This is a genomic window from Streptomyces sp. NPDC013157, assembly GCF_042899865.1.
Taxonomy (GTDB): Bacteria; Actinomycetota; Actinomycetes; order Streptomycetales; family Streptomycetaceae; genus Streptomyces.
In genome coordinates, this window is the sequence record NZ_JBIBAK010000002.1 from 76,679 (window position 1) to 94,579 (window position 17,901).

The following is a 17,901-nucleotide window of genomic DNA, read 5'->3' on the forward strand; positions in this document are numbered from 1 at the left end:
CGAAGCGGACCGATGACCACCCACCTCGCAACGGAGCGGAGCGGCCGCCGCGGCGGCCGCTCGGCCCGCAACCCGGTCGGACGCGCCGGTTACGTCTTCGTCTCCGGCTACGTCCTCCTCCTGCTCGCCTTCGGCGTCCTGCCCACCGGTTACGCGGTGTGGCTGGCACTGTCCAACTCCCGCCACCAGCTCGTCGGGATCGGTAACTTCACCCGGACGTTCGCCGACTACCGCTTCGGACCGGCCTTCCTCCACATCGGCCTGTACCTGGTGATCTGGCTGGCCAGCCTGATGATCCTGGTGGTGCTGCTCTCCCTGATGCTGCACGGCCGCATGCGCAGGGCCTCCACCACCCTGAGGTTCCTGTTCTACCTGCCGGGCGCCCTCGCCGGGGTGGCGAGCGTCCTGCTCTTCCTGATCCTCCTCGACCCGGCCGCCAGCCCCGTCGGCTGGCTGCTCAAGGGCTTCGGCTGGAACACGCTCGCCCAGGTGAACGCCCCCGGCCACCTGCCGGTTCTGTTCACCGTCATCGCCTTCTGGACCGGGGCGGGCGGCTGGATCGTGGTCATGTACGGCGCGCTCAACAGCATCCCGGACGAAATCCTGGAGGCCGCCCGCATCGACGGCGCCAGCACGCTCCAGATCGCCCTGCGCATCCAGATCCCCATGATCACCAAGTGGATCGCGTACATGCTGATCCTGGCCTTCGCGGCCGGCACCCAGCTCTTCGTCGAACCGCAGCTGGTCTCCGTGGCCAGCTGGGGCATGATCCCCGACAGCTGGTCACCGAACCAGCTGTCCTACCAGTACGCCTTCCAGGCGGGCGACTTCAACGGCGCGGCGGCGCTCTCCGTCGACCTCCTCATCCTGGGCCTGGCCTGCGCGGCCCTCGTCGTCTTCCGTACCGGTCTGTTCGACAGGGACGAACGATGACCACAGCTCCCACGAACACCGTCCGCCACACTCAGCCGCCCCACACCGCCGGCGCCCGTACCAACCCGGGGAAGCCCATGCGCCGGATCCGCCGCCCCGGCTCGCTGGCCGCCCGGCTGGCCTGGCTCATCGTCATGGGCCTGTTCCTGCTGTTCTTCTGCGTGCCGGTGGTGTGGCTCCTGCTGGCCCCGACCAAGACCGACAGCCAGATCGTGCGGGACAACCCGTTCTCCTTCGGCTCTCCCGGTTCGATCGCCGACGCCTGGCACCACCTCTACGCCTTCCAGGACGGTGCCATCCTGACCTGGCTGCAGAACTCGGCGGTCTACACATTCGGTGCGCTGGTCCTCACCCTCGTGACCTCGATCCCCGCCGGGTACGCGCTGGCTCTCACCCAGTTCATCGGGCGCCGGATGCTGTTGACCATCACCATGCTCGTGATGCTCATGCCGACGGCCGCAATGGTGCTTCCCCTGTACCTCGGGATGAACGCAGTGCACCTGGACGGCACGATCTGGTCGGTGATCCTGCCCTTCTCCTTCTTCCCGTTCGGGGTCTACCTCACCTACATCTACTTCTCCTCCAACGTCCCCGCCGACCTGCTGTCCGCCGCGCGGATCGACGGCTGCTCGGAGTGGCAGGTCTTCCGTCTCGTCGCGATGCCGCTGGCCAAGCCGGTGATCGCCCTGGTCGGGTTCTTCAACTTCGTCGGCAACTGGAACAACTTCTTCCTGCCGTTCGTGATGCTCCCCGACAGCTCGCAGTATCCGGCGCAGGTGGGGCTGAACAACCTGCTCGCCGCCTCGCCGCTGTTCAACACCTCCAGCGGCACCGGCAACCAGATCATGCGGCCCGAACTGGCCCTGGCCACCCTGGTCACCATCGTCCCCGTGCTGATCGTCTTCCTCTTCTCCCAGCGCGCCCTCGTGGCCGGCATGCTCGCCGGCGCGACCAAGGAGTGAGGCACAGATGAAACGGATTGCCCAGACGATCCGCCTGCGGCCCGAACACCGTGAGCTGTATCTGCGGCTGCACTCCGCGGTCTGGCCGGGCGTCGAGGCCGCGCTGCGGGCCGCGAACATCCGCAACTACAGCATCTTCCTGCGCGAGGACACGCTGTTCGCCTACTTCGAGTACCACGGCGACGACTTCGAGGCCGACATGGCCGCGATCGGCACCGACGCGACCACCCAGGCCTGGTGGAAGCTCACCGACCCCTGCCAGGAGGCCTGGGCCGATACCGGCACCGGGGGCAGCTGGTCCGACCTGACCGAGATCTGGCATCTGCACCCGTCGCAGGGAGACGCCCGGTGAAACTTCTACGAGTCGGCGCGCCCGGCGAGGAGCGTCCCGCAGTCCGCACGGAGGACGGCCGGCTGCTCGACCTGTCCCCCGTGACCTCCGGCATCGACGGCGCCTTCCTCGCCTCGGACGGCGTCGACCGGGCCCGGACGGAGGTCGCGGCGGGAAGTCTGCCCGAGCTGGACCCGGACGGTCTGCGGATCGGTGCCCCTCTCGCCCGCCCTGGCAAGATCGTCTGCGTCGGCCTGAACTACCGCGACCACGCCGCCGAGACCGGCGCGGCGATCCCCCCGCGGCCCGTGGTGTTCATGAAGGACCCCGGCACGGTGATCGGCCCGTACGACGAAGTGCTGATCCCCCGGGGCTCCTTGAAGACCGACTGGGAGGTCGAACTGGCGGTCGTCATCGGACGACGGGCCCGCTACCTCGACGGCCCGGAAGCCGCGCGGGCCGTGATCGCGGGGTACGCGATCAGCCATGACGTCTCGGAGCGGGAGTTCCAGCTGGAGTACTCGTCGCAGTGGGACCTGGGCAAGTCCTGCGAGACGTTCAACCCGCTCGGACCGTGGCTGGTGACCGTCGACGAGGTGAGCGATCCGCAGGACCTCGGTCTGCACCTGAGCGTCAACGGCGTGAAGCGGCAGGAGGGCCACACCAGCGACATGATCTTCCCGGTCGACCACATCGTGTCGTACCTGAGCCAGTACATGGTCCTGGAGCCGGGTGACGTGATCAACACCGGTACTCCGGCGGGCGTGGCCCTCGGCCTCCCGGGCACCCCCTGTCTCCGTCCCGGCGACAGCGTCGAGCTCTCCGTCGACGGCCTCGGCGCCCAGCGCCAGACCTTCGGCCAAGCGTGAAAGGCACCCCTTTGAGCAGCTTGAGGAGCTTGAGCGGCCTGTCAGGGCTGAAGGCCGTCGTCACCGGCGGCGCGTCCGGCATCGGGCTGGCCACGTCCCGGATCCTGGCCGAGCACGGCGCCAGGGTGGCCGTCCTCGATCTCGACCCCTCCGGCGCCCCCGAGCCGCTGATCGCCATCAGGGCCGACCTCGGCAACGACGCCTCGGTGCGCCCGGCCGTGGCGGAGGCCGCCGAGCGGCTCGGTGGCCTGGACATCCTGGTCAACAACGCGGGCATCGGCGCCATCGGCAGCGTCGAGGACAACCCCGACGAGGAGTGGCACCGCGTCCTCGACGTCAACGTCCTCGGGACGGTGCGCACCACCCGGGCCGCCCTGCCGTATCTGCGGCGCTCGTCGCACGCGGCGGTCGTCAACATCTGCTCCATCGCGGCCACCGCGGGCCTCCCCCAGCGCGCCCTGTACTCCGCCAGCAAGGGCGCGGTGCTGTCGCTGACCCTGGCGATGGCCGCCGACCACGTCCCTGAGGGCATCCGCGTCAACTGCGTCAACCCCGGCACCGCCGACACCCCTTGGGTGACCCGGCTCCTGGACGCCGCCGACGACCCGGAGGCGGAACGCGCAGCCCTCGACGCACGCCAGCCCCTCGGCCGCCTGGTCACCGCGGACGAGGTGGCGGCGGCCGTGGTCTACCTGGCGAGCCCCGCCGCGGCCTCCGTCACCGGCATCGCCCTCGCCGTCGACGGTGGCGTGCAGGGACTCCGGCTGCGCCCGGTGGCCGGCTCATGAGAACGACCACGCTGGGCACCACCGACGTCAGGGTCACCGAGCTGTCGTTCGGGGCCGCCGGCATCGGCAACCTCTTCCGCCCGGTGTCCGACGAGGCCGCGTCCGCCGCGGTGGAGGCGGCCTGGGAAGCGGGCGTACGCACCTTCGACACCGCCCCGCACTACGGACTCGGGTTGTCCGAGCGCCGCCTGGGTGCCGCGCTGCGCGGCCGGGACCGCGACGCGTACACCGTCTCCACCAAGGTCGGGCGGCTGCTCGAACCCCACCCGGAGGGTGGCCGTGGCGACGATCTCGCCCAGGGCTTCGCCGTGCCCGACACTCACCGCCGCGTCTGGGACTTCAGCTCCGACGGCGTCCTGCGCTCCCTGGAAGCGAGCCTGGATCGCCTCGGCCTGGACCGTGTGGACATCGCCCTGCTGCACGACCCGGACCACTACGCCGAGCAGGCCCTCACGGAGGCGTACCCGGCGCTGGATCGGCTGCGCGGTGAAGGCGTCGTCAAGGCGATCGGCATCGGGGTGAACCAGTGCGCGCTCCCCGCCCGCTTCCTGCGCGAGACCGACATCGACGTCGTGCTGCTCGCCGGCCGCTACACCCTGCTGGAGCAGGAGGGGCTAGCGGAGGTACTGCCGGAGGCCGCCTCCCGTGGCAGGAGTGTCATCGTCGGCGGGGTGTTCAACTCGGGTCTGCTCACCGACCCCAAACCCGGGGCCATGTACGACTACGCGCCCACCCCGCCACAGGTACTGGACCGGGCGCTGCGCATGAAAGCGGTCGCCGACCACCACGGCGTACCGCTGCGTGCAGCCGCTCTGCGCTTCCCGCTCGGCCATCCGGCGGTCGCGAGCGTGCTGTCCGGCGCGCGTTCCGCCGAGGAGGTCCGGGACACGGTGGACCAGATGCGGCGAACGGTACCGGCCGCGCTCTGGGACGAACTACGTGCCGAGGAGCTGCTGCCCCCGCACGTCCCCGTCCCCGCCGCCGCACCTCAGTCGTGAGGGTGACCGCCATGGAGACGAGCACCGCTGAGGGCGTCATCGACGCACACCACCACGTGTGGGACCTCTCTGTCCGCGACCAGGACTGGATCACCGGACAGGAACTCGCCCTGCTGCGCCGCGACTTCCTGCTCGCCGATCTGGAGTCCGAGGCCCGGGCCGCCGGCGTCACGGCGACCGTCCTGGTCCAGACGATCGACGTGCCGGAAGAGACACCCGAGTTCCTGGCGTTGGCCCAGGGCAGCGACCTGGTGGCCGGCGTCGTGGGCTGGACCGACCTGACCTCCCCGGATGTCGCCCGCGCGCTCGCGGCGCTGCGGGAGGGGCCGGGAGGTGAGTACCTGGTGGGCATCCGCCACCAGGTACAGGGCGAATCCGGTCCTCGCTGGCTGATGCGGCCGGACGTGCTGCGTGGGCTCGCCGCGGTGGCCGAGGCGGGGCTCGCGTACGACCTGGTCGTCAGGCCCCGCCAGCTCGCGGCCGCGTATGAGACCGCCCGCCTGCTTCCCGGCCTCACGTTCGTACTCGATCACGCGGGCAAGCCCCCCATCGCCTCGGGCGAGCTGCGGCCGTGGGCGGACGCGGTGCGCCGCTGGCCGCACTGCCCCACACCGTCTGCAAGCTCTCCGGCATGGTGACCGAGGCCGACTGGGACCGGTGGAGCGTCGAGGACCTCCGGCCGTACGCGGACACGGTGCTGGACGCCTTCGGCCCGCGGCGGCTGATGTTCGGCTCCGACTGGCCCGTCTGTCGACTGGCCGCCACTTACGCCGAAGTAGTCACCACAGCAAAGGAGTTGACGGCCACACTCCACCTCACCGAACGCCGTGAGGTCTTCACCGGAACCGCACTGCGGACCTACGGCCTGCCCGTCATCGGCTCCCCGGCCGCTCAGGAAGCACCATGCGCCCAGCTCTCCTCATCATCTGCTTCAACGACACGATGTTCCCCCGCACCGGCCGCGCCGTGACCGAACTGCTGGAACGGCTCGGCCACACCGTGGAGTTCCCGCAGGGCCAGACCTGCTGTGGCCAGATGCACTTCAACACCGGCTACCGCCCACAGACCCTGCCCATGGTGCGCCGTTTCGCGGAGGTCTTCGCGGGTTACGACGCCGTGGTCACCCCTTCCGGCTCCTGCGCGGGCAGGAGCGCGGTGCCGCTTGAGAGCCTGGACCGTGTCGGAGTCCAGCGCGACGGTGATGAGACCGGCGCCCAGGTTGGTGTCGGTCCACTTCTGCCCGCATGCCTCGCCCCGTCGCAGTCCGCGGAACGCGATCATGTGGAACAGCGCGTACAGGCGGTCCTCCGCGACATGGTCGAGGAAGAGGCCAGTGTGCTCCGGCGTCGTGACCATCACCGACGACGGCTTCTCGCCGGTGCGCTTCCAGTGGAAGATGCGCTCCTGTGCTGGGCGATCGCAGCGTTCAGCGCGGCCCTCAGCGTGGAGCGGACGCGCTGGCGCGTGGCCGGACCCACGACTCCGCGACGGCCGCCTTCATCACCTTGCGACGGGCACGATGCTCCCGACTCTTCCGAGGGATCCGAGCGAGACCCTTGAACGCCTTGTGGCGAGCCGCGTTGCCCTCGGCGATCTCGACGTTGGCCTCGGCGATGGCCTCGAACATCTCCGGCAGGTGGGCGACCCGGAGGCGGTCGAGCCGCAGGTGACCGATCCGCACTCTGCCGCCCCTTCTTGCCCGCCAGCCACACGTCCAGCCACTCGCCGTCGTCGGCCACCTTTTCCAGCAACTCGGCGATCTGGGCGAGGCCCTCTGTGTCGTCGTCGCGCGCCGCGTACGGCGCGGTCATATGGCGGCAGTTCCCTCCAGGGAGAGGACCGGGCCGCCGGCCGCGGCCAGGGTTTGCTCACACCAGATCGTCTTGCCGGCCGGCGTCTGCCGGGTGCCCCAGCGCTCCGTGAGCTGCGCGACCAGCAACAGCCCCCGACCGCCCTCGTCGAACACCCGGGCCCGCCGTAGATGCGGTGCGGTGTTGCTGGAGTCGGAGACCTCGCAGATCAGCCCGCGGTCGTGGATGAGCCGCAACTGGATCGGCGGGTCGCCGTACCGGATGGCGTTCGTGACCAGTTCACTGACCACCAGTTCGGTGACGAACGCGGCCTCTTCCAGTCCCCACTCGTCAAGGGCACGGACGGCGTCCGACCGTATCCGCGCCACCGCGGCGAAGTCGGCCTCCACGTCCCACACGGCGACCCTGCGCGCGTCCAGGGCCCGGGGCCGCACCAGGAGCAGGGCCGCGTCATCGGCGGGGCCCTCGGGTAGCAGCTTGTGTACGACGTGGTCGCACAGGGAGTCCAGCGTGCCCGTCGGCACGGCCAGCGCCTCGCGCAGGGCCTCAAGCCCCTCCCCGAAGTCGCGGTGGCCGGAATGGATCAAGCCGTCGGTGTAAAGGGCGAGCAGGCTGCCTTCCTGGAGGGTGACCTCCATCGATTCGAACGGCAGTCCGCCCAGTCCGAGTGGCGGTCCCACGGGGACGTCCAGGAACTCGGCGGTACCGTCCGGACCGACGACGGCGGGCGGCGGGTGGCCGGCAAGCGCCATGGAGCAGCGCCTGGAGACCGGGTCGTACACCGCGTACAGGCAGGTGGCCCCGATGTCCCCGGCGGCCTCCGCCCCCGGCGGCTCCGTGTCGGCCCCGGACTCCGGCGACAGCCGGAGGACCAGGTCGTCGAGGTGGGTGAGCAGTTCGTCGGGAGCGAGGTCGACATCGGCGAGGGTCTGTACGGCGGCGCGCAGCCGGCCCATCGTGGCGGCCGCGTGGATGCCGTGCCCGACCACGTCGCCGACCACCAGCGCGACCCTGGCTCCGGAGAGCGGGATCACGTCGAACCAGTCGCCGCCCACCCCGGAACGCTGTTCGGCGGGGAGGTAGCGGAAGGCGGCTTCCACCGCCGACTGCTCCGGCATCCGCTGCGGCAGCAGGCTGCGCTGCAGAGTGAGAGCCGCGGCGCGTTCGCGGGTGAAGCGCCGGGCGTTGTCCAGGCAGACCGCCGCCCTTGCCACCAGGTCCTCGGCGAGGGGAAGGTCGTCCTCGTCGAAGCTCTCCGGAGTCTCCCGCATGCGGGTGAACCACACCACGCCGAGGGTCGTGCCCCTGGCTGTCACCGGCACGATGATCCATGAGTGCGGGCCCATCCGCCGGACCCTCGCCCGCCGCTCGGGGGTCGCGTCGGTCTCGTAGTAGGTGCGGATCGGCGGGGCGGTGTTGTCCCGGTACAGCGTCGGCCGGCCGGTGGCCAGGCACAGGGCGGCCGGCGAGTTCGCGAGGTAGACGTCCGCCTCGCCGGCGGTCCGCTGTGCCGTGGTGACCCCCTCGCACAGGAACAGTTCCGCGATGCGCCGCAGCCGCACGGGACCGGCCGGCGGCCCAGGAGCGGGTTCGTCGCCCTGGAGGATGACGTCCAGCAGGTCCACGCGGGCGAAGTCGGTGAACCTGGGTACGGCCACCTCGGTGAGCTCCCGTGCGGTCTGCACCATGTCGAGGGTGCTGCCGATGTGCAGGCTCGCGTCGTTCAGCAGAGAGAGCCGCTCGCGGGCACGGCGCCTCTCGGTCACATCACCCACGAGAGCACAGACTCCGAGCGTACGGGCCTCCGCGTCCCGCAGCGGCGTCGCCGAGACACTGAAGACACGGGATCCGAGGCCGGCCAGGCCGGTGCCCTTGAGCTCGCTGACCTGCTCTTCGCCCGTGGCCATGGCCAGCCGCATCGCCTCCTCCCACTCCACCGCGTCGGGGCCGGCGAAGATCTCCGGCAGCCGGCGTCCGCATCGCTCCCCGTCCGGCAGGCCGCTGAGGCGGTGCATCGCGGCGCTCTGCCACACGCTGCGCAGGTCGGTGTCGTACACCGCCAGGGCCAGGGGCGAGTCCTGCAGAACCCAGCCGGACAGCGACTGCCGCAGTCGTTCCGCCGCCGGCCCGGACGGCGGGGCGATGAGCAGGACGGTGCCGGGTCCTCCTCCGGCGCTGTCCGCCCCCGGGGCGATGCGGTAGCGGGAGACGGCCACGGCCAGCCGGTGCCCGTCCTTGTGGCGTACGCTCACGTCCGGATGCCGCTCACCGTGCTCGGCAGCCCCTTCACCTCGAGCAGGCTCCCCGCTCGGGAGTACGGGGGCATCCAGCAGCTCCGCCACGGACCGGCCGCGGGCCTCGGCGCTGGTGTAACCGAGCAGGCGTTCCACTCCGGGCGTCCAACCGACGACCAGGCCCTGCCGGTCGGTCACGACCACTCCGAGTGTCGGATAGGCGTCCATGCAGTCAAGACTTGCGCCGTAAATATCCATAATCAACCGAAAAAAGTCATTCTTGATGTGAGGGTGCGTTCAGGCCGCTTCGCCGCACGCTGAGATCGGTGCGGGTCAGCACGGTGAATGCGGCACCGACGGCACGGGCGGGTTCGGTGAGCAGCCGGTCGTAGGTACGTGCCACCAGGTACCGCAGTGTCCGGTCAGGGTCCAGGGCGAACCACGCACCGACGGTCCGCAGGCCGTGCGGGGTCAGCCGCCACAGCTTGTCGGCGTCTTTCACCACGGCGTCGTCCAGGTCCAGGGCATCCCTGCGGGTGTCGTGCCCGTCGATGATGGTGACGATCCGCTCGGTGTCCCGCGCGGGGTAGCCGACTTCGGCGAGGATGCGGGCAGCGATGGCGGCGCCCTCGGTCTCATGCCTGCGTATCGTCTCCTGCCCGGCAGGTCCGGACCGCCCGGCGATGGCAGGCAGGATGTCCGCAGGGTCGATCGTCTTCCAGCCGGTGTCGTGCAGGAGGACGGCGGGCAGCACGACGTCCGCCCGTGCCCCTGGCAGGGCGTGCAGCAGCGCGGCCGCCAGCGCGAAGGCGTACAGCGAATGGGCGTCGTTGTCACGCACGTCCAGGTAGGGAAGGGCGCGGTCCCATATCTCCCGCCGGACGCCGGTCAACGGAACGGGCCGGGGAAGGGGGTCGCTCAGGGGTATCTCCGAGGCCACGAGGGGAAGCGTCGGCAGCGGCTCGCGGGCCGCCCGGTCGGACGTCATGGCGTCTCCTGTCGTACGGGGCCGGTCAGTCGAGAAGGGTGACCGTGCCGGCCGTGCCGTCCACACGGATCCGACGGCCGGACGTGATGCGGGTGGACGCCGAACCCGTCCCGGTGACGGCGGGCAGGTAGTACTCACGGCAGACGATGGCGGCGTGGGACATGACTCCCCCGATGTCGGTGACGGTCGCGCGGACCTTTCCGAAGGCCGGCGTCCAGCTGGGTGCGGTGACCGGGGCGACCAGGATGTCGCCCTCCTGGAGGAGGTCCAGCTCGTCGGGGCTGCGGATCACCCGGGCCGTGCCTTCGGCGACGCCCGGCGAGGCGGCCATGCCGGTGAGGTCGCCCAGGTCGCCCGGGGCTGCCAGCCACGACCGGATGCGCTCGCTGGTGATGCCCCACAGCATGACGCTGAACGGCTCGGTGATGGCTCGCGGCGGTTCGTTCAGCGCCGGTTCCGGACGCTGCCGTGCGAGCGCGGCCACGATCCGGCGTCGCCGTGCCACCTCCGCCGGCCAGTGACCGGGGCCGGCCGGCTCGACGCCGATCGCCCAGCCGGACACGTGGTCGAACAGCGCGGCCCGGACTTCGTCGCGCGTGAGGTAGAACATGTCGTTCGTGCCGGGCCAGAACCCCGCCCGGTGCAGCAGGGCGGACAGCTCCCTGGCCTTGCGCCAGAAGACACCCATCGTCCAGTGCTCGATGTAGAAGTTGTGGTTCTCCACATACGGGTAGACCTGGCGCGCGAGGCCCAGCTTCGCCTCGAAGTCGGCACGTGCCAGGGCGTCGAGCAGCGCGGCGTACTCGCAGGTGATCCGCTCGCGCTCGGCGGCGAGTTCGGCGAGGCGCCGGTCGATGGCCTCACCCCGCCGCAGGCGCAGGATGTAGTCGCGGACATACCCCAGGGGAAGCGAGGGAGTGTCCCTCCAGTACCGGTCGTCGCTGTAGAGGCCGTTGCCCGAGGTGAAGTTGAACCAGGGATCGCGGGCGGCGTTCCAGGCGTCGAGCCAGTCGCGGCCCCGCGGCTCGCGGCTGAGGGCGGTCAGGGCGTGCTCGCCGGGGTCGGGCACGGTCAGTGCCCTGTCGACGCCCAGTTCGACAGCGAGCCTTGCCAGTTTCCTGAGCTCGTCATCCGGACGGAACAGCTCCATGTCCACGCCCGTGACCATCGCCGCGATGCCCTGGTCCGGGATGTTTGGGAACCGTTGCTTGCAGAAGTGGAAGAAGTCCAGGTAGGCCGCGTAGCCGAGGTTCAGGAACTCGAAGTGGTACTGCCAGGCGCGGTGGCAAAGGGCGAGGAGCCTGTCGTACCCGCCGAGCAGGTCGTCGGCGGCGCCCAGGCCGGAACCCGCTTCGACGTCCTCGTACGGCTGGACCTCCGGCAGTTCGCTGAAGCTGATCGACTCCAGTTCACGGATGGTGCCGAGGACCTTGCCCTTCCAGTTCTCCAGCAGCCTGTCCCAGTTCGCGTAGTAGTACCCGGCGCGGTCCAGGAACTGCTGTGCTCGGGCAGGGATCCGGCTTTCCGGCGCGGCCACCGGGCTCAGGTAGAGGTAGCCCTGGTGGATGCGGAACATGACGCCGTACGCCGGCGGTACGACGAAGTGCCGGGTGTTGAACTGACCCAGGCTCTTGAACGCGAGCTCGGGGATGACCGCCTCGAACGGCTTGACCACGGTGGGCCAGTGCTGGCTGTCGCGGAACCAGAAGCGTTCCTCCTCGGCCGAGCGCCGCCAGGGCTGGAAGAGCGTGTAGTACGGGTACAGCCGTTCCCACCCCTCCGCGGCCGCGGGGGAGGTCATCTCGTAGGGGCTCGGGAAGGCTGTGCGCGAGACCGTCATCTTGACGTGCTCCTTACAGGGCTCGCAGGAGGGCGATGCCGACTCGGCGTGGACGAGTCTTTCGACGGCGGCCGAGCCGAGGGGGCATGTCGGCTACCTCCCACGGCGAAGGAGGGTGTCGAGGATGCTGGAGACGCCGGCTCCGTGGCCGGCCCGGGCAGGTGTCCTCGGCCGACTGCTCCAGACCGTCTCGGGCCGTGTCTGGAGCAGTCTCACGGTGGCGCCCGTATCCGTGGAGCCCTTCGGGTGCTTGTCGACGGCCCACTCGATGTCCTGCGGGCAGCCGTATTGCCGCTCGGCGGTCTTGGCCAGGCGGGCGATCTCCACGACCTCCCCCTGGGCCAGGCAGGGGACCTGCTGACGGCCCTCCTCGACCACCCGCCGTGCGAGCCCCTGCCCGTCGGGGGCGGGAACCAGTTCCTGGTGCTTCGGCGACACCGTCGTCCGCACCGTGCTGAGCAGTACCTTGTCCACCAGGTAGGCGTCCGGGGTCACCTCGCCGGACACCATGAGCTGCCCCAGTCCCCAGATCGCCTCCACCCGTATCTTCGAAGGGTCGCCGTCAGCCGGGTTGACGGTCACGGCGACGCCGGAGGTACGGGCATCGACCATCTGCTGCACTGCGACCGCCATGCGCAGCCCCCGCTGCGGCAGCCCCCAAGCCACGCGGTAGATGATTGCGCGGTCGGTCCACAGGCTCGCCCAGCAACGCCGAACGGCCCCGAGCACGGCATCGGCACCCCGGATCCACAGGAACGTGTCGTACTGCCCGGCGCAGCTCGCCTCGGTCAGGTCCTCCAGTTCGGCGCTCGACCGGACGGCCACCGCGACATCCGGGCAGCCGACGGCCCGGCAGAGCTCCTCGTACGCCGCCGTCACCGCCGACGCGACCGGTGAGGGCACGGGCTGGTCAATCACCATGCAGCGGATCTCGGCGGCGCGCGCCGCCACAGCACCCGGATCGGCGACGAGCCCGGCAAGGGCTGCGTCGACGGCCCGGCGCAACCCGCCGCGGTCGAGCAGCGCCTCGAAGGCATCCATGGTCACCACGAACCCGGGCGGCACCGGAGCACCGGCCCGGGTCATCACGATGAGCGCGGCGCACTTGCCGCCGAGCCTGCTCGTCCCGGCCTCGGCAGAGTTGTCGAACGCGAGGGTGTACGGAGAGTTCACGGGCCTCTCACTCCCTGCCACGGACGTCACCGCAGGGCCGCCAGGCCATTCCGGCCGTGCCCCGTTCCACGAAGGCACAGCCAGCCCCCTGAACGTCAGCCTATGACGCCCAGTGCCCTCCCGCAGCGGGTCATGGCGCCCGGCGGGTGCCGCGGTGCGGACGGCGTCGGAACTGCGGGCGGCGCTGCGACATCCTGCGTCCCGGGACTACTACCTCGAAAAGCGCGCCGACGGACTGACCCACACCCAGGCACTGCTCGCCCTAGCACGCCGCCGAGTCGACGTCCTCTGGGCCATGCTCCCGTGACAAGAGGCACTTCACGCCCACCCCGCCAGCCACCCAATCGGCTTGGCACCATCATGGAGACTCACTCGACCAGGCCGTGGGGCAGGTCGAGGGCGGCTGCATACGGAACCACCGCGGCTCCTGTGCTTGTGGGCTGAGACTTCGAACACCACCCCCAACGGCACGGGAGTCTCGTGCGGTGCGCACACCGCCCGCGTCACCTGATCAGTGGCCACTCCGAAACAGCGCACTGACCCGCCACGGTCCGCCTGGCAAACCGTCGCGAACCGGCTCCGTCGTCAGGACCGGACTGTTCGTGCGCGACCCGCTCCATCACAAAAGAAACAGCCATTCTGCTAGTGTCTCCCCACAAGCAGAACAGAGATTCTTTTTGTGAGGAGGGTGTGGTGCCGCGACTCACCGACGCGCGCAAGGAACTCCGGCGCGCCCAGATCGCCGAGGCCGCTGTCCGCTGCTTCGGTCGCAACGGCCTGGAGCGGACGTCGATCGCCGACATCATCGCCGAGTCCGGCCTCTCGGCCGGCTCGATCTACGCGCACTACCGCAACAAGGCCGACCTGGTCCAGGCAGTCGCCCGCGGAGATCTCGCCGATCGCGCCAAGGTCCTCGGCGAGCACGCCGCGAGCGACGCCCCGCCGGACCCCGACGAACTGCTCGCCCGCCTCGTCGCGGCGATCGACCCCGTCAGGGCCCGGCTCGCCGTACAGACCTGGGGCGAGGCGACCACCAACCCGGCCATCCGCGACATCGTCGTCGACATGACCGACCGGATGCGCGCGATGCTGCACGACTGCGTCACTGCGTGGCTGGTCAAGGTCGAGCACCACGAGCCGGCCGAGGCCCGGGAGAGCGCCACCCCGATCGCCCACCGGGTGATGGCGCTCTATCAGGCCGAACTGCTGTACACCGCCTTGCGGTCACTGCCCGAGGAGACAGCGCCATGACCACTCCCACCGCTTCGTTCGCCGGCCGCACCGTTTCCCGGATCGGCTACGGTGCGCTGCAGCTGGAGCGCCTGCGCGACCGCCGCGGCGAAGCCGTCGCGCTGCTGCGACAGGCGGTCGAGCTGGGCGTCGACCATATGGACACCGCCGAGTTCTACGGCTTCGGTTTCGCCAACGACGTGATCCGCGAGGCACTGCGCCCCGAGGACGACGTCCTGGTCGTCACAAAGGTCGGCGCCGACCCCAACCCCGGCGGTCACCCGCCGCTGCGTCTCGCGCAGCGGCCCGAGCAGCTCCGCGCCAGCGTCGAGGACAACCTGCGCAGCCTCGGCGTCGACCGACTCCAGGTGGTCAACCTCCGCCGCCTCGACTCCGGCCCCGGGCTGCGTCCCGAGGGCGACCAGGTGGTCGACCTCGACGACCAGCTCGCGGTGATGACCGCTCTGCGCGACGAGGGCAAGATCGGTGCGATCGGCCTGAGCAGCGTCACTCTCGACGTCCTGCGCCGCGCCCTGCCGGCGGGCATCGTCTGCGTGCAGAACGCCTACAGTCTCGTCTCCCGCGACGACGAGGACATGCTGGAACTGAGCGTGGCCGAGGGCATCGCCTGGGTGCCGTACTTCCCGCTCGGAGGGGCCTTCCCGGGCCTGCCCAAGGCGACCGCCGAGCCGGCGGTGCACGCGGTGGCCGAGTCCCTGGGCGTCACAACCACTCAGGTCGGCCTCGCCTGGTTGCTGCACCACGCCCCGAACGTGCTGCTCATCCCCGGCACCGCCGACCCCGCCCACCTGGAAGCCAACATGGGCGCCGGTGAGGTCACCCTCGACGCCGCGGCCCGCGCCGCACTCGATGCCGTCGAGTCCCGTTCCAACGAGGTCCCCATCGGCTGACCGGAGCCCACGGGGCTCTGGGCGCGACCACACGCCACCGGACACCCCGACGAAACTCCCGGCCGCACCGGGAACCCCTTCTTCACCAGGTTCTGAGGACGAATCATGAAGGCCATCATGTACCGCGACGCCGGCGGCCCCGACGTTCTTCGGCTCGTCGACCGCGACCTGCCCGCGCCCGGCCCCGGCGAGGTACGCGTCCGGGTCGCCGTGTCCGGGGTCAACCCGACCGACTGGCAGACCCGCTCCCGCGCTGCCCACCCCCGGCCCTTCTCCGAGGTCACCCCGCACCTCGACGGCGCCGGCACGATCGACGCCGTCGGTGAGGGGATCGACCGGAGCCGGGTCGGTCAGCGGGTCTGGCTGTTCTTGGCCGCCGCGGGGCGGCCCACCGGCACCGCCGCCGAGTTCACCGTCGTGCCCGCCGAGCGGGCCGTGCCGCTGCCCGACGAGGTCGGCTTCGACGTCGGCGCCTCACTCGGCGTCCCCGCGCTGACCGCGCACCGCGCGCTCACCGTCGCCGAGGACGGGCCGCGCCGTCTGCGGCCCGGGGCGCTCGACGGCAGGGTGGTGCTCGCCGCAGGCGGTGCCGGAGCGGTCGGGCATGCGGTGATCCAGCTCGCCCGGTGGGCCGGCGCCACCGTGATCAGCACGGTCAGCAGCCCGGAGAAGGCCCGGCTGGCCACCGCCGCGAGGGCCCACCACGTGCTCAACTATCGCGAGGGTGACCCGGCCGCAGAGATCCGCAAGATCGCCCCGGACGGCGTCGACATCGTCGCCGAGGTGGCGCTCGGCACCAACCTCGCTCTGGACCTGGCCGTGCTGCGGACACGCGGCACGATCTCGGCCTACGCCAACGACGGCGGCAAGCCGGTCGAATTGGACGTGCGGCAGAGCATGGTGCTGAACGCACGCCTGCAGTTCCTGGTGCTCTACACAGCCGGTCCGGAAGCACACGCCGCGGCAGTCGACGACGTAGCCGCCGCAGCCCGCGACGGCGCGCTGCCGGTCGGCGAGGAGTACGGCCTGCCGCTGCTCCGCTTCCCGCTCGACCGCACCGCCGACGCGCACCGGGCGGTGGAGAACGGAGCCGTCGGCAAGGTCCTGGTGGACGTCACGTCATGACACCCAGCCGACCGCCGTGGGAACACGGCGCCATAGTCGCCCCGCCGTCGACAAGCCGCGTCCGTCCCGTGGACCCGGCATCAGCACTCCGACGACGAGCGGCGGAGGCGGTCGCCGCCGGGTTGGACGCCACGGCCCGGAGGGCTCGAGCCACTCGGGACGCTTGCACCACGGACGAAGCCCGAAAAGCGTTCTGGCACGAACCTGACACCCGATAGCTGATGACAATCGTCGAGGGCCTCCAGGTCGAGCTGGAGCGCCTCGGCGCGGACAGCGCGCCCCCCTCGGGGGCATCCTCCGGCGACTGGTAGTGCTTCGTTACTTCGAGTGATCTCGGCTGGTGGTGGGCATCTTCGTGGTGTGAGGTTGGGGGATGTGGAACAGCTCCGGGGCGAGTTGGCGGAGTTCGTTGCGGATGTGTTCGGGTCGTTGCCGCGGCGGCATCAGCGGCGGTGGGGTGAGTGTTATCCGCGGGGTCTGACGCTGAACGGCCGGCGGAAGTCGATCCAGCCGATGGCCGAGCGGCTGCCGGACGGGAACATGCAGGCCCTGCAGCAGTTCGTGAACCAGTCGCCGTGGGATCCGCTGCCGGTGCGGCGGCGGATCGCCGAGCGGTTGTGCGAGGCAATTCGTCCTGAGGTGTGGGTGGTCGACGATGTGTCGTCTCCCAAGTGCGGCACCGCCTCGGTCGGGGTGGCCCGCCAGTACAGCGGGGCGTTGGGCAAGCGGGCGAGCTGCCAGGTCGCGGTAAGCGTGCACGCGGCCACCGACACGGCCTCCTGCCCGCTGGAGTGGGAACTGTTCCTGCCTGACGAACGGGCCGGCGACCATCACAGGCGCCGGCGTGCCGGGATACCTGAGGAGGTCGGGCATGCCTCCAGGACCCGTCTGGCGCTGGGACTGCTGGACCGGCTCGCCGAACAAGGCCTGGCCGTGCCGCTGGTCGTGGCCGATGCAGGCTACGGCCGCAGTGTCTGCTTCCGGCTTGCTCTGGAGGAACGCGGCTGGTCCTACGTCATGGCCGGCGAGCCCAAAGAGATCGCGCGGCCCGCCGACGCAGAGCCGTATCAACCCTCTTACGGCGGGCTCGGCCCTCCGACACTGCCCCGATACCGCCAGGCGCCTCGCCCGCTGCCAGACCTCGTTGGAGAGGCCGCCGCGTTCGAGGAAGTCACCTGGCGGCAGGGCAGCAAGGGTGTGGTGACCTCGCGCTTTGCCGTGCTTCAGGTGAGGCCGTCGGGCAAGGAAGCCTGCCGCACCGCCCAGGAACAGGCCGGCGGACGCAGCCGGTGGGACGGGGTGCTGCCGTTGAAGACGCTGCTGGTCGAGCAGCCCGAAGATGCCGAGGAGCCGACCGGCTACTGGATGACCGACCTGCCTGCCACCACCCCGGTCGCTGACCTGGTGCGGTGGGCGAAGATGCGCCGGCGGATCGAGCACGACTACCGCGAACTCAAACACGGCCTGGGCCTGGACCACTTCGAGGGCAGCACCTGGCGCGGCCGGCACCACGACGTCACCCTCGTCACCGCCGCCCAGGCCTTCCTCACCCTGCGGCGGCTCGACCCAAAAGCCCGGATGCCGGCCTGAGCCTCCACCAGGTCCTCGACGTCCCTCAGGACCTGCTGAGGTGCTGGACCGGCACCTGCACCACCTGCGGCCGACCCCTGCAGACCAGCAGAACCAGAACCTGACGAAGCACTACCAG

Annotated in this window: 15 protein-coding genes and 3 pseudogenes; 13 read left to right on the plus strand and 5 right to left on the minus strand. The window is 70.6% G+C overall.

All coding sequences use genetic code 11. The annotated features are described in order from the left end of the window. Positions 1 to 12: 12 nt before the first annotated feature. The 8 genes and pseudogenes from ACFY6U_RS05745 to ACFY6U_RS05780 form a co-directional block, all read left to right on the plus strand. Positions 13 to 933: a carbohydrate ABC transporter permease gene (locus ACFY6U_RS05745; protein ID WP_390035274.1), complete on the plus strand. Its 921-nt coding sequence runs from the start codon at positions 13 to 15 to the stop codon at positions 931 to 933. 77 nt (positions 934 to 1,010) lie between these two features. Next, positions 1,011 to 1,895, plus strand: coding sequence for a carbohydrate ABC transporter permease (locus ACFY6U_RS05750; RefSeq protein WP_390036510.1), 885 nt, complete (start codon positions 1,011 to 1,013; stop codon positions 1,893 to 1,895). Between the two features lie 7 nt (positions 1,896 to 1,902). After that, on the plus strand, positions 1,903 to 2,247 hold the full coding sequence (locus tag ACFY6U_RS05755) for an L-rhamnose mutarotase (RefSeq protein ID WP_367323270.1): 345 nt from the start codon (positions 1,903 to 1,905) through the stop codon (positions 2,245 to 2,247). Continuing rightward, positions 2,244 to 3,095, plus strand: a complete 852-nt coding sequence (locus ACFY6U_RS05760) for a fumarylacetoacetate hydrolase family protein (RefSeq protein ID WP_390035275.1) — start codon at positions 2,244 to 2,246, stop codon at positions 3,093 to 3,095. The genes ACFY6U_RS05755 and ACFY6U_RS05760 overlap by 4 nt, the downstream gene beginning before the upstream one ends. Before the next feature lie 29 nt (positions 3,096 to 3,124). Further along, the gene (locus ACFY6U_RS05765) at positions 3,125 to 3,883 is read left to right on the plus strand and encodes an SDR family NAD(P)-dependent oxidoreductase (protein ID WP_390035276.1); all 759 of its coding nucleotides are present in this window, start codon (positions 3,125 to 3,127) and stop codon (positions 3,881 to 3,883) included. Then, complete coding sequence (locus ACFY6U_RS05770; RefSeq protein ID WP_390035277.1) at positions 3,880 to 4,881, plus strand: aldo/keto reductase; 1,002 nt, start codon at positions 3,880 to 3,882, stop codon at positions 4,879 to 4,881. The genes ACFY6U_RS05765 and ACFY6U_RS05770 overlap by 4 nt, the downstream gene beginning before the upstream one ends. Positions 4,882 to 4,892: 11 nt before the next feature. Next, positions 4,893 to 5,749 (plus strand): annotated as a pseudogene (locus ACFY6U_RS05775) (amidohydrolase family protein); the annotation flags it as partial. A 35-nt stretch (positions 5,750 to 5,784) separates the two neighbouring features. After that, positions 5,785 to 6,021 (plus strand): annotated as a pseudogene (locus ACFY6U_RS05780) (heterodisulfide reductase-related iron-sulfur binding cluster); the annotation flags it as partial. Positions 6,022 to 6,319: 298 nt separating this feature from the next. Here ACFY6U_RS05780 and ACFY6U_RS05785 read toward each other — a convergent pair. The 5 genes from ACFY6U_RS05785 to ACFY6U_RS05805 form a co-directional block, all read right to left on the minus strand. After that, complete coding sequence (locus ACFY6U_RS05785; protein WP_390036569.1) at positions 6,320 to 6,562, minus strand: hypothetical protein; 243 nt, start codon at positions 6,560 to 6,562, stop codon at positions 6,320 to 6,322. A gap of 126 nt (positions 6,563 to 6,688) precedes the next feature. Continuing rightward, positions 6,689 to 9,154 (minus strand): SpoIIE family protein phosphatase, encoded by a 2,466-nt coding sequence (locus ACFY6U_RS05790; protein WP_390035278.1) that lies wholly within the window; start codon positions 9,152 to 9,154, stop codon positions 6,689 to 6,691. A 46-nt stretch (positions 9,155 to 9,200) separates the two neighbouring features. Beyond that, on the minus strand, positions 9,201 to 9,914 hold the full coding sequence (locus ACFY6U_RS05795; protein ID WP_390035279.1) for an HD domain-containing protein: 714 nt from the start codon (positions 9,912 to 9,914) through the stop codon (positions 9,201 to 9,203). Positions 9,915 to 9,939: 25 nt separating this feature from the next. After that, complete coding sequence (locus ACFY6U_RS05800) at positions 9,940 to 11,754, minus strand: PEP-utilizing enzyme (protein ID WP_390035280.1); 1,815 nt, start codon at positions 11,752 to 11,754, stop codon at positions 9,940 to 9,942. A gap of 93 nt (positions 11,755 to 11,847) precedes the next feature. After that, positions 11,848 to 12,927 (minus strand): PEP/pyruvate-binding domain-containing protein, encoded by a 1,080-nt coding sequence (locus ACFY6U_RS05805; RefSeq protein ID WP_390035281.1) that lies wholly within the window; start codon positions 12,925 to 12,927, stop codon positions 11,848 to 11,850. Positions 12,928 to 13,120: 193 nt separating this feature from the next. Between ACFY6U_RS05805 and ACFY6U_RS05810 the strand changes: the two are divergent. From ACFY6U_RS05810 to ACFY6U_RS05830, 5 genes and pseudogenes are all read left to right on the plus strand, one after another. Beyond that, a pseudogene (locus ACFY6U_RS05810) lies at positions 13,121 to 13,277 on the plus strand (IS110 family transposase); the annotation flags it as partial. Between the two features lie 343 nt (positions 13,278 to 13,620). Continuing rightward, positions 13,621 to 14,178 carry a TetR/AcrR family transcriptional regulator gene (locus ACFY6U_RS05815; protein WP_390035282.1) on the plus strand — a complete coding sequence of 186 codons (558 nt, stop codon included), beginning with the start codon at positions 13,621 to 13,623 and terminating at the stop codon, positions 14,176 to 14,178. Continuing rightward, positions 14,175 to 15,068 carry an aldo/keto reductase gene (locus tag ACFY6U_RS05820; RefSeq protein ID WP_390035283.1) on the plus strand — a complete coding sequence of 298 codons (894 nt, stop codon included), beginning with the start codon at positions 14,175 to 14,177 and terminating at the stop codon, positions 15,066 to 15,068. The genes ACFY6U_RS05815 and ACFY6U_RS05820 overlap by 4 nt, the downstream gene beginning before the upstream one ends. A 105-nt stretch (positions 15,069 to 15,173) precedes the next feature. Continuing rightward, a complete protein-coding gene (locus ACFY6U_RS05825) occupies positions 15,174 to 16,193 on the plus strand; it encodes an NADPH:quinone reductase (RefSeq protein WP_390035284.1) in 1,020 nt (339 codons plus the stop codon). A gap of 360 nt (positions 16,194 to 16,553) precedes the next feature. Further along, a complete protein-coding gene (locus tag ACFY6U_RS05830; RefSeq protein ID WP_390035285.1) occupies positions 16,554 to 17,783 on the plus strand; it encodes an IS701 family transposase in 1,230 nt (409 codons plus the stop codon). The last annotated feature ends 118 nt before the right edge of the window (positions 17,784 to 17,901 follow it).